Origin of the sequence: Halobacillus sp. B23F22_1, assembly GCF_043497005.1 — a bacterium.
Taxonomy (GTDB): domain Bacteria; phylum Bacillota; class Bacilli; order Bacillales; family Halobacillaceae; genus Halobacillus_A.
Window position 1 is genome coordinate 1 of the sequence record NZ_JBIEKE010000005.1, and the last position, 12,756, is coordinate 12,756.

The 12,756-nt window shown below is 36.6% G+C and carries 9 protein-coding genes and 1 pseudogene; 7 read left to right on the forward strand and 3 right to left on the reverse strand.

Annotated features, from left to right (window positions below; all coding sequences use genetic code 11):
- Positions 1 to 189, reverse strand: a pseudogene (locus ACGTNH_RS20045) (peptidoglycan-binding domain-containing protein); the annotation flags it as partial.
- 212 nt (positions 190 to 401) lie between these two features.
- Between ACGTNH_RS20045 and ACGTNH_RS20050 the strand changes: the two are divergent.
- Entirely contained in the window at positions 402 to 626 is a 225-nt protein-coding gene (locus tag ACGTNH_RS20050) for a hypothetical protein (protein WP_394588818.1), read from the forward strand.
- 436 nt (positions 627 to 1,062) lie between these two features.
- On the forward strand, positions 1,063 to 1,887 hold the full coding sequence (locus ACGTNH_RS20055; RefSeq protein ID WP_394588820.1) for an STAS domain-containing protein: 825 nt from the start codon (positions 1,063 to 1,065) through the stop codon (positions 1,885 to 1,887).
- A gap of 546 nt (positions 1,888 to 2,433) precedes the next feature.
- On the opposite strand, the gene ACGTNH_RS20060 is transcribed toward ACGTNH_RS20055, so the two are convergent.
- Positions 2,434 to 2,589, reverse strand: a complete 156-nt coding sequence (locus ACGTNH_RS20060) for a YjzC family protein (protein WP_394588821.1) — start codon at positions 2,587 to 2,589, stop codon at positions 2,434 to 2,436.
- A 2,304-nt stretch (positions 2,590 to 4,893) separates the two neighbouring features.
- On the reverse strand, positions 4,894 to 5,499 hold the full coding sequence (locus tag ACGTNH_RS20065) for a MerR family transcriptional regulator (RefSeq protein ID WP_394588823.1): 606 nt from the start codon (positions 5,497 to 5,499) through the stop codon (positions 4,894 to 4,896).
- Between the two features lie 759 nt (positions 5,500 to 6,258).
- Between ACGTNH_RS20065 and ACGTNH_RS20070 the strand changes: the two genes are divergently transcribed.
- From ACGTNH_RS20070 to ACGTNH_RS20090, 5 genes are all read left to right on the forward strand, one after another.
- Positions 6,259 to 7,761, forward strand: a complete 1,503-nt coding sequence (locus ACGTNH_RS20070) for a primase C-terminal domain-containing protein (protein ID WP_394588825.1) — start codon at positions 6,259 to 6,261, stop codon at positions 7,759 to 7,761.
- Between the two features lie 929 nt (positions 7,762 to 8,690).
- Positions 8,691 to 9,377, forward strand: a complete 687-nt coding sequence (locus tag ACGTNH_RS20075) for a replication-relaxation family protein (RefSeq protein ID WP_394588826.1) — start codon at positions 8,691 to 8,693, stop codon at positions 9,375 to 9,377.
- Positions 9,378 to 9,383: 6 nt separating this feature from the next.
- Positions 9,384 to 11,429 carry a type IV secretory system conjugative DNA transfer family protein gene (locus tag ACGTNH_RS20080; protein ID WP_394588828.1) on the forward strand — a complete coding sequence of 682 codons (2,046 nt, stop codon included), beginning with the start codon at positions 9,384 to 9,386 and terminating at the stop codon, positions 11,427 to 11,429.
- A gap of 5 nt (positions 11,430 to 11,434) precedes the next feature.
- On the forward strand, positions 11,435 to 12,490 hold the full coding sequence (locus ACGTNH_RS20085; protein WP_394588829.1) for a conjugal transfer protein: 1,056 nt from the start codon (positions 11,435 to 11,437) through the stop codon (positions 12,488 to 12,490).
- Positions 12,490 to 12,756, forward strand: coding sequence for a TcpD family membrane protein (locus ACGTNH_RS20090; protein ID WP_394588830.1), 267 nt, complete (start codon positions 12,490 to 12,492; stop codon positions 12,754 to 12,756). Before ACGTNH_RS20085 ends, ACGTNH_RS20090 begins: the two co-directional genes overlap by 1 nt.

A 12,756-nucleotide genomic window follows, 5' to 3' on the forward strand; every position in this document is an offset into this window, starting at 1 on the left:
TCCATAGAGAGTCCACTTGTCTATCTTCGCTTTTTCTACTGTAAACAATTTAGCTTGATATTCTTCAAGTAACACAGTCCATTTATCAACCCCAACAATTCCGTCTTGGGCCAACTTCTTTTCAGCTTGCAATTGACGGACTCGTTGGTCTGTATGCGAACCAAAAACCCCATCTACATCTGTTTTAAATCCAAAGTGATTTTAGTGGTTCAGAAACACTCGACTTGGGGACTATTACTTGATGTTTAAGAAATAGACATTAGAGGAAGATTTCCTATAATTAGTAATGCATGCCTTTATTATTTGTGCATTATTCAGTTATATAGCATCCCCTCGTGTTAATGGATCCGTTCCTCTTGTAATCAGTTTAAGCATTTACTATTAAAAAAGGGGAGAGTGATGTGGAGCACAGTCGTGTATTAAACAGTTTTCTTGAGTCTATATTGATGGGTGATTATGAAAATGTACAGGTACAGGACTACCCATATCTTGCCTACGGAAAAAAAATAGTTGATCAGCAGGGCGATTATATGATTATATATTTTCATGAAGAATTCAATCGCTTTGTCTATACCTTCAAAGGGACAGAAGATATCTTTTTCTTTTTACAACTGAAAGAGAAGTAATCCAATTATTTCCTAGGGACTTACTGTTTTTTCCCGGGAGGCTATTTAACTGCAAATCCAAAAAACGTTTACGTTGATGTCAACGTAAACGTTTTTTGGTGATGGAAAGGAACTGATTAGACAGTTTAATTGATGAAATAGTTTCCATTCTATTATGTGGAAACTGTTGAATTTAGTATAGCAGTTCCACCTATCCAACTTCATCGATTATAAAAGGGCGAAAAACAACTTATATAAACTTATATATGTAAACATCAACGACAACGTTTAAAAAATTAGCAATCCAATATTTTTGATTCTATAGACGCGTTAATGAGGTGCATCGATATAAATTTAGGAAAATCTTACATATTTAATTGTATATTGTAATTATGGTACGATCATACTTTGGATATAGGAATTTGACCTTATTATATAATAAAGGAAGGAATTAATTATGGATCTTACGTACGAGACCTCAATGGATTTGAAGGCTTTTATTCAGACGAATAAGCAAAGATTTGAAAACACTTTATTATGTGAAGCTATGAATGTCAACGATAAAATTGACGAAATCCTACGTATAGGGAACATTGACCTCGTGCAAAATGCTCATGAACTTGTTGGGTATATTATTGACGAGGAGGAGGACTCTCTCAGAAGCTTTGCCCAACAGGAAGGCATTGCATGGGCTACTCATTCACTCACGTTATCTTTTAAACTTGAATGGATTTATGCCATTCGTCGGGCTTTATGGAGCTTTATTCAAAAGTTCTACGAATATACCGGCCAAAAGGATATCAAATACTTTTTCGAAGTGGAATATAAAATTAATAATAGCATTGATAATTTTCTGAACACCTTTTTTATCAGATACTCGACTTATAAGGATAAACTGCTGAAAGCACAAGAGGAAATGGTAGATAATCTCTCTGTACCTATCATTCCTATTAATCGTTCCATTTGTATTCTTCCTTTAATTGGCTCTATCGATTCTCATCGCGCCGACATATTAAATGAAAAGGTACTCACCGAAGTTGCCAGCCTCCGCATCCAAACCCTGATCCTGGACCTTTCCGGAATCGCAGAAATGAATAAAGACGTCATTGTCGATTTCATGAAGGTCATAGAGGGAACTTCCTTAATGGGATGCAAAATCGTGATCACCGGTATGAGGAAAGAAATTGTAACAGAGATCACTAAGTCCGGTATACCATTTAACCAAAATACTGACACACTGGCCACCCTGCAGCAGGCACTGACGGAGTACTGTAGTTGGTAAAGACCAACTCATCCACCTGCACAAGTAATTAGAATGCTCCACTCGTATTTTGTTACTAACTAAGTACTTCGGTGTTTTTTTAACAGCACCTCCCTCTCAACAAAATGGCATTGTATAGCCAGTTATTTTTTCTTTCATAAAAAAAGGGCGATCATTCTTATTGAATAATCGCCCCTTTAGTTTACTTCTTGAATTCGTGATACCTTACATATTATTCGATATTCAATCAATCGTGTGAAAAAATGACGCATTCCAATTTAATGAAAAACCGATCCGCCTGTACCCAAACAAATGATCCTGTGAGATAATGTTATATAGAAATAATTTATTAAACTCAAAGGAGAGTTTACCCTTATGTTTTTAATCACTAGAGTGGTTAATGAGAAAACGGAGATATTAAAGGATACAGTCAGCAATATGGCTAAAACCTTTCCTACTTCCACATCAGCCGATAAATTTTGTAAAAAACTAAATAACTCAGTTACTCCTGATAAACATTGGAAAGTGAAGAGAAGCGATTACTGTTAAATTATCAGTTAGAGGTTCTTATTTTTGAGTCATAAACATACATCTTAACTTGCAAAACGATTTTTTCCAATAAACTGCATCTTTGTTCGAACGGGTTGGAGGAAAAGTATCTCCACTCCTTAATTCAAGATGTTTTTCATCTTCAGTTAATTGGTTCTCATTTCCTTCGTTCACTAGGCCATCGAATTCATATGTTCCTTTTCAGGTGCTTTTTCTCCAGTTTAAAAACGGGGGAATTTACCTTAGTAAAGTGAATTCAATGGGAAAGCCAATTCTACTTAAGCAGTTAAGTTTTAAATTCTATAATCACACTGACCTTTCAGACCTAGACATCAAATGGATTTCACCCCAATTTCATTGTCTGAAATTAATCATTAGGGTCAGAAAATGAAAATAGATGATTTTGTAAAAGATACCACTGATTTTAAAAATTGGAATGAGTTCTTTAGTGCATCCAAAGATTTTCAACTTACGTAGGACATAGAATTGAGCACCGCCTATTATTAAGATCGGAGTGGGCAGCAGGAGAGTAAAATCGGCCAAACCCTAATGATTTTAGTTGAATATTTAGGTTAATGAAAGGTGAGAATAGTACATGAGGCAGACCGGCATCACCTTATCTACAGTAATTCCCATGTCGGTCGAGTCCTCCTCCTTGCCATGGGATTCTGTTCCTGACCAAAAATCAATGGTGGTATAAATGTGAAAGTCTTTTTATTTCTTGTATTGCTTATATTGTTATATTTGTTATTGTAGTTGGAACCACATAATTTTCTGGCCATTATGATTACTGATAAGAAATATTTTCCTCTAGAATATCCACACTCAATATAATAAAATTGAAGTCCTGCTGTTGCCTTCCTCAACTTAGAGAGGAGGTATAACTTGAAACGATATGAAGTGGGAGCCTTAATAAAACATAACTGTTTTAATTGTCGTAATCATGAGCAACAGATAATTAAGGTTGTACCCAAAGAGTTCTCCGAAAAAGTAGTGAGTATACTATGGACCCAATGCATAATCTGCGGACAAAACTATACCCGTTACAATACTTCTAAATAAAGGATCGATCATTTATCTATCCATGTGCCAGAGCTTAGGCTCTGGCATTTTCTATTGCAGTTGACCTTCAGTTAGCCTCATAAATCCTTTTCCAATTATAGGTTACTGGTCCTAAAACCTTAGCCCAGTCTTTTCCTTCTTAACACAGGTATAATTGCTGATGTAGCCAGAGTACCAATTAAATTCTTAACAAAATAATACTCCCACCTAGCAGGTCTTCCTCTTAATTGTGCTAAATGGTTTGGCAGGGTTCACCTCACACCGAGATGAGATTTATTTTCTAAAGTATAAATCTAATATATGATAATGTTATTTCCTCTAATTCAGTAATCCTATAACAGTATTGAAGGAAGAGCCGGGTATGTTTTTCACTGAGCAAGCAACTGCATTTCCATTTTTATTTCCATTGTATTTCCTACTAATTCATTTACAATTTCTAATTTGACTCTTAATGCCTTTATTTCAAACATTTAAATAGTTCTAGCTTTTTCTTTAAATAATAAAAAACGACGTTTATACGCCCCATCGCTTTTTAAAATTAAGTGGTTTTAAACAAATATTATCTCGAATTCAAGTCTTCAACTAACCTGCCCTATTGTTCAATAGAGATATATGCCTTAACGTTTTAAATTCACATTTTCCTGCCAATAATACTACTTAATATAATAAAAACAAACGTAAACGTTTACGTTTGTTAATTTTAAACCTATACTTTATGGTAATAAACTACTTTAAAGTATTTTTAGGCTCATGGTTGTTCTCTTTTCAATAATCGAAACCACAATCCTTGCTTCTGTTTTTGTTCCATGATTTCTCTCATGGTTTTGATTAATAACTGATATCGTCATCATGTCGTTTGATACGTCATCGATCGTAATAGCGGAAACTAATTTCTGTAATACCCCCGAACCCGTTCATATGTTCATCAAAATCTTTGGTGCTAAAACTAACACAAACATAAACGTTTACGTTTGTGTTTTAATGCACTCTCTTAAAGTATGTTCAGGCTTGGGGGTCTCCTCTTTACGAGAAGCATAAAAGCTGATACCAAAATTTTTGATTTTCCCTCTCGTGTTTTCCATTAACAATTCATTTCGACGGTTCATGACCACATCATCCGTTCCTTAGACATCTCGTTTGTTTCCAGAAATATTCATACTGTTCCGCCAACAATTTATTCTGCAGTTGAATTTCTTTAAAGCAAACTTCATCCCCCAATCATCGTAGTCACAATAAGGTATCGTCATCATGTCGTTTGATACGTCGTGTCTCATAATACGGATGTGGAGCTTTGTAATACCTCCGAATCCTTTCATGGGGTTCATCAAACTTTTTAATTATTTATATTTAAAAAAACACACAAACGTAAACATCAACGTTTACGTTTGTGTGTTTTTCTGATTTTATGAGAATACGCTACTTTAAAGTATGTTCAGGCTCATGGTCATTCTCTTTTCGAGAAAATAATCGAGACCAGAACCCTTGCTTTTGTTTTTGTTCCATGATTTCTCTCATGGTTTGCATTAACAATTCATCTCGACGGTTCACTTGCTGGACCATCTGTTCCTTAGACATCTCGTTTGTTTCCTTGAGATTGTTTAATTGTTCTTTTAATTCTACGTACTCTTTTTTTCGTTCTTCGTTTTGTTTGCGGAAAGATTCATTTTGTTCCATCAACAATTTATTCTGCAGTTGAATCTCTTTAAAAAAAGATTCGTATCCCTCAATCATCGTATTCACAATAGGTTTCGGCATCACATTGTTTGATACGTTGTCGATCGTAATAACGGGTACGGAGCTCTGTAATACCTCCCGAATCCGTTCATGTGGTTCACCGGCTTCTTTCATTTTCTCAATGATACAAAAAACTTCTAATGCATCTTCTTCGTAACGCATGTTCCTTCCTCTACCTACAGAAGGAAGAAACTCAGAAAACTGATCCTTCCATGATTGTAGGGTAGTGCGGGGGCGTTTCATCTTTTTTGCGATTTCAGCAAGCGTGTACGTTCGTTCGTAGTCCATCATTGCCACCCTCTTTCGTATTATCGTCATCTCAACGGCACATATCGTTAGATCAACTTTACTGGTTGTCTTTTATATTCGTCACATCGTCATTTGTTTCCTTGATAGAAAGATAGGAGCTTTTGGAATTTAAGAACGAAGTTTGTATATACCTTTTCTCGGCTCATTTAGAATTAGTTCCTTTATTAACCTTTATTAAAATGAAATCGGATTTTAAAGAAAAAAAATAAATTTTTTATAATTTATTTACGTTTACGTTTACGTAAATGTAAACAAATGTTAAAACCTCACAAGGTCAATTGTCCAGCGTGATTTTAACAAACGTAAACGTAAACATTTACGTTATGAATCCGGTTACAATAGCTGATTTGAAAGGAATAAGGGGGTAGACGAAGGGGAAGAGACCTTGTATAGTATAAATAAATTCGATAGATTACTAGAAAAGAAGACAAACAATTACATAAATAAAAAGAGCGTTGCTGACAACAACGCTCTTTAAGAAAGCTAGCCCCAAGGCTCACAACCACATGCTAGCTTCAAATAGGAACCATGATGCTGACAACATCATGTCTTTGAATATATTATATACTTTACTATATAATATCATTCATTTTTGCGCAAGAATTTTCGGCTTCTTTATTCAATTTTAAAAGTGGAAAATTCTGTGTACCTCTTATTTGAAGTTATGGTGAAGACCGTTATGGGCTAAGGCTTGTAACGGTTTTTTGTATGCCATTTTTCATTAAGGGAGGGTATGTTATGGATGTATCGAGTGTTATAGAATTTATCACCCGTAAAAGTTTAAAAACCTTCAAAACAAAAGGATCCAGGGCTTCTTTACCAAAGCAGCATGAGGCTTATAAAAGAGAATCTGATAATAAAGGCATCGTGTTTGTTTCGCCTTCTAAAGAAAAATTGAGTCAGGGAAAAGGTCATATCGTAACGTCTTATGAGACGCTGCAGGAACAATGTGACCACCTGACGCATTGGACGCCGAATACCTTTTTAGGTGGTACATACATAGATTTCAAAAAGCGTATTCTCCAAGGACATACGAAAGAGAACTTAAAACAGATCAATACCTTCGTTGTTGATGTTGATACCAAAAATACGGACTTATTTGCCTTTTTCTTAGCCTGTGAAGAAGAAGGGATCCCAGCTCCAAGTATCATCTTAGAAACGCCAAGAGGCTATCAATTTTATTTTGTGCTGGAAGCTCCCATGTTTTTGACTAAAGAGAGCAATTATCAAGTGCTCAAAGTAGCCAATCGTATTGTAGCCAACATAAAAGAAGCATTGGGCAGCCATGTTCCAGTTGATCAAGGGTGCACTCCTTTTGGGTTTTATCGAATTCCTAACAATGAAAATGTGTTGTACTTTAATGATCAACAGACGGTGTCTGCTGCTGCTTTTATTGAGTGGTCCAAAGCGTATGAGAAAAGAAAGCGTAAAGGAGCTTTTCATGTAGTCTACGCTCCGAATCAGGAAGCTCAGATTCATCAAGAATGGTATCGAACACTTCTAAACTCAACTCATATCCAACAAGGACACTACATGAGCAGTCGTAATAATGCTCTTTTGACGCTGGCCATTGCGAATTATGCGAGTGGCCGTACATATGAAGAAGCTTTTAATGAGCTGGATCAATTTAACTCTAATTTAGAAAACCCTATAAATCCAAGAGAGTTTAAACGCACGATGAAGTCTGCTTACTCAGGACGCTACAAAGGGGCTAAGAAAGAATATATTCAAGGGTTACTCGATCAATGGACCGATCAATCTATTAATCTTGCAAAGGGCAAGGGGTGGTATAAGTTTAAGAAGGCAAGAAAAGACCGTGAACGCTCTCATTATGAGGAATGGGAACAGGATATCCTAGATTATTTAAAAACGCACACAAGCTCAGAAGAGGAGCTTACAGATGTATTTATTTGTGATTCCCAAGCAAAATTAGCTGAACGACTAGGGATGGCTGTATCTACGTTAAAAGAAGTCTTAAAGCGTTCCACTAAGATTATGAAAGTAGTAAAAGGAAAAGGCCGTGGACAACAAACTTATATAGCTAGCCGAGAGGTTTTATTTAAGTGCTTTTTACAGCTACGTAAAAAGCTTATTCATCATGGAGTCACATGGAAAGCAATGTACCAGGCGTTTCTGTTTGAAGATAAATCTCTAGAAGATGTATTTGAGTTGTTCTTTCTCCCATTTGAACAGTGGACGATTGAGCATGAAAAACGATGTAGAACTCCAATGATTTGTTGAAAAAATAATAAGCCAGTCTGCCAATACATATCTGTATTCTCCTGTGTGTCGTTAACGTCTAATTAGGTTGATGGGATGTTTTAAGCTATTTTGATTATTAAAAAATAATTCTTAGATGGGTTTCATTAAAAGTATAAGCTGAATATGCAGATGAATGATTATCATAAACTTTTGAAGAAGAAAAATGCCTTTAATAAATTAATTAATTTAAGTTAAAGTCATAAAAATAATAAGTTTTTTCTTCATATAAAATTACATAAAATTATTCATTAGTTTTTAGTATGTCTAAGATTTTATTAAGCTCCTAAATTTTTTATTCAATATTTACTCTTTTTCTTCCAAAGTGTAATTCTTTATTTAGGATATATTCATCTGGAGTTGGCGTGATGGTTCAGTAAGAAAATCATATGACTTTATTTTAATTTTTTGTAAATTTGGAATTTTCAACCTTGCCCCCCTTGTTTTTCTATGGTAAACTTTGGTTATAAAATGGTAATTTAAAGGTAATTAAGTGGTTTTGATCCCACCAGTTAATTTTGGATTAAAAGGCGATATAAAAACATTATCTAACAAACACTCTCGTGACCACTCAATCACTACGTCAACGATTGAGTGGTCACGAGAGTAAAAGATAATATTTTTATATCTAAGTGTGTAGTGGTATTGGTGGGGTCAGTTTAGCTAGTTATTTTGTGGTGGAGAGTAAGGTGATAGAGATTAAGTTCAAGGGATTAAGTTCAAGAGATAAGTTCAAGGGAAAATAGTGATTTATGGAGGGAGTTTTTTATGATTTATAGTGGTAATTTAAAGGTTGTTTAGTGGTAATTTAATGGTGATTTGATTGTCGTTATTGTGGCGTTTGATTGTTCAGGGAAATTTATTCCTTTATATTTGGAGGTGCTTACATTGATTATGAAAGGGTTGTTATGATGGATTTTATTTTAAGCGAAAAACGAAAGGAAGTATTAGAGACGATTGATCGTTTTGGGGTGATTACGAATCGGCAGCTGGAAAAGTTTTTGAGTTACATGGGAGTTAATACGATCCGACGGGGGAGGCAACAGTTAAAGGAATTAGGTTTCATTGAAGAAAAGTCGTTTGGAAGAAGAAAAGTTAGCACGATTACGAAGAAAGGTTCTGAATATGTCGGTCAGATCATGACGGGAGCGAGTTCTTCTTATTCTCAATTGCAGCATGATTTGACGGTGAATGAGATTGTGCATGCTTTGGTTCAGCAATATAAAGAGAAAGGTCATTCGGTGACGTTTCTGACAGAGAGGGAGGTCATACGTAAAGCGTTTCTATCTTTATCGTATGAAGAGATCAAGAAGCCGAATAAGTTAAGGCATTTATCTAAAGAAGTCCCTGATTTTTTATTGAATTTCCGAGATCAGAGTTTTGCTTTTGAAGTGGAGCTGAACCGAAAAACTCACCAGCGTATTGAAAAGAAAGTGCAGCAGTATAAGCAGTCTGTTGAAGAAAATACTTATTCCAGGGTTTTTTATATTTGTAAAGATGAAGGGATTCGAAGACATGTGGAGTCTTTTGCCAAGGGGGTTGGAGTCGATATTCATTTTTTGATGTTACATGAGGTCATTGACGACGAGGAGGTTTGATTCCTTTTGGCTGATGAAAAGGAGAATGATGTTTTAGAGGTAATCGGAGTGGTGGCAGGGATTCTTTTAGGTGTAGCTTTATTGGCTGTACTGTGTCCCATTGTTTTACTCGCTCTTTTGATTTTTGGTCTGACGTTGAGCACGAAGAAAGTTAAATGGCTGACTTACGCTAGTATTCTAGGCGGCATTACTTTTGCTCTGACGGTTTACTTTGCCGGATGGACCGAATTGTTTCAATATCTTCCTATTGTGTTTTCTTTGTTTGGAATGGATCGTTTCATCGATCCGATTCAAGAGGCGATCAATCAAGGAGAAGGTTTTCAACTTAGTTTTGCTTCTTATGTTTTGATTCTTTCTTCTGCTTTTGTCGTTGCTCGAATCTTCCTCAGCGTTTACCAGTTTCTGAGAGGAAAAGTGGTAAAACCCAAAGAGGATTACATTCAGGAATACCGAGCATCTAAAGACTATCAATCTATCTTTAACCAGCGCTATCAGTTGAATCGTAAAGTACAGTCCAAGTATCGGAAATCTAAAAGAGCAGAAGTTCAAAAAGAAGGACGTACTACGGATGTTTTACTGGGGATTGATGAATATGGGAAGCCGGCTCATATGGACTTAAAGGAAACGAATCAGCATGTTTTGCTTCAAGGAACGACTGGAAGTGGGAAAACCATTGTCTCTTATTCTTTAGTCGAAACGACATTAATGAATGGGGAAACGGTCTTTTTCATCGATGGAAAAGGTGATCCTAAAACGATCAAAGAACTCCAGTCTTTATGTGATTCTTACGGAAGGAAACTGCATGTCTTTTCCGAGCATACGAAACTCAAATACAATCCGATCCGTAATGGCAACCGTACGAGCGTGACCGATCGAATCATGGCGATCTTCGACTGGAGTAATGAATTTTACAAAAATGAAGCTGAAAATCAATTGCAGAAGGTGATTCATTTTCTAGATGATTACGGCTTTGGGCGTGATCTTGAGAATGTGACCCACTATTTATCCATTCCTCGGATTTATGAGGTGTTAACTAAGGATTATGAAACGGTAGAAGAGACGGTTTATGAGAAGATTCCTGTAAAACAAGAGGTTCCAGATAAAGGTGATACCGATGACATTTTAGGCATCATGAGTGATGAAGAACAGCCGAAAGAAGCCACTGAATATAAAGTTCAAGAAAAAACGATTGAGCGAAGGAAGCAAACGGATCGAGCTAAAAAATACATGCGGTATTTTTTTGATAAGGAAGTCCTCTCTGATGAAGAGATAGAAGCTATCTTAAGCGGTGAAGATCAAACTAGCCAATTATTTAGAGGGATGCAGTCTCAATTAGAAAAGTTGTTGTATTCGGAACTTGGACACTTACTAGAGGATACAGAAGATGGGCTTGATCTGATGGATATTGTGCAAAAAGGAGAGAGTGTTGTATTCTCTTTTAACTCTTTAAGTTATGCCGAATTCATGAAACGTTTTGCTCGTTTCGTGATTGCTGATATCTCTAATGTGGTGCAACAACAGTTTGGAAATGAGCAGAACCACGGCATCACGGGCGTTTTTGATGAATTTGGGGCTTATGGGTCAAGTACTATTGTCGATATTGTTGCTCGGTCTAGAAGCGCTAATTTTAGAGCCGTTATTGGGATTCAGTCCTTTGCTGATTTAGATATTCAAGGTCAGGATATTTCTCAACAAGTCATTGATAACGTGAACACCTTTTTCCTCGGGCGTTCGAATAGCGATTCATCACCAGAAAAGGCATCCAATGTGATGGGTACTTTTAAAGACGTTGATATCACACACCAGCTTGAAAACAAAGGGAATTTGTTTAAACGCATCGATTTCAAAAGCGAAAAAGGGACCACCCGAAATGTTAATCGGTTTTATGTTCATCCTGATCAAATCAAGGAGTTTACTACTGGAGAATTTGCTGTTTTTCAAAAAGCTGTAAAGGAACGGGCGAAGCGTAGGATTATTTATTTTAGGAATCCTCTAGAAGGATTAGATGATTCAGCTCCTAAAAGGGGTTTTTCACTTTTGAAAGGAAGATGAGATATATGAAGGCATCGATCAAAACTCTTAAGCCAAAACTCCAAAGGTTTTTCTTTCAATTTAAGAAGCCGAAGAAAGATAGCCGAAAGCTCCCTAAAGCTAAACGTTCTTCTGGAAAAGGCCTGCGTGTCCTCTTATGGATGTTGCTTTTCTTGGTCGTTGTGGCTTCTCCCTTAGCATTTATTCGATCAGGGAATGCGCTTTTATCGTCGAAAGACAATACGGAGCGTTTGGAAGAAGTTCAAGCCAATGTTGGAATGGATCGTCAATCGTATTCTCGGGAAGAAGTTGAGATTTATGGAAATCAAGTGGTGGATGCGTATATCAATATTCCTCAAGATGGAGAGGAACGCCAGGACACTCTTGATGGACTAGAAAGCTATTATGCGGAAGACGTTCCGATTCCTTCTTATCAGGACTTAAACGGTTATCGATCCCTCGATGAAAAGACGCTTTATAACATTGAGGAACATAAAGATTGGATTGTTTTACAGTACCGTGTTGATTACACCAATGTCACCATCGAAGAGGTAGAAAAAGAAGTGGAGAAAGATGGAGACGATGATGAAAGCAAAACAGAAACTGTGGAGGAAGAAGAAGAGAATACCCAATCTGCTCTGTTGAATATTCCGATTCAAGCTGATGAACGCCAATATAGTGTCGTAGAACAACCTTACTTTACGGAAATTCCTTCCCTTATGGGAGAAGGGGAAAAGATTACGGATTCTATGGAAGGTCAGGAAGAAGTTAGTACTCAAGAAGTTCAGGAAGTGAAGACATGGCTTGAAGATTTCTTTACCACCTATGCCAATGATGAGCCAGAGGACATGGAGTATATCATGGAGGAACCTCAAACATTAGGAGGACTTCAATCCTTTGTGGCTCTAGATGATCCTACCATTTATCGAGATGGAGAGCAGCAGTATGTTGTGAAAACTGGAGCTACTTTTGAAGATGAAGATATTAAGGCTCGTCACCAAGAGAATTTCACCTTAGAGATTGAGAAGAAAGACGGTCGTTTTTACGTGAATGAATTCAATAATACCTTAGGAGGTCAATAATGATGAATTTACTTGAAATGATGAATTACTTGGTACTTGGTTCTTTGCCGACTTTGGATGGCATTGAGAGTTGGATTGTGAATGAAGGAGGAAATGCGGTTGCAATCATCTTGGTAGGCTTTGCGATTTTCTACCTTGTGAGACAAAGCTGGGGCAAACTTATTGGTTTTATGTTGATCGCTGCACTTGTATTCTTTGCTGTCGGTAATCCTGACACCATGCTTACGAACATTGAAGGCATTTGGAGGGAAGTAACAGGGGGGTAA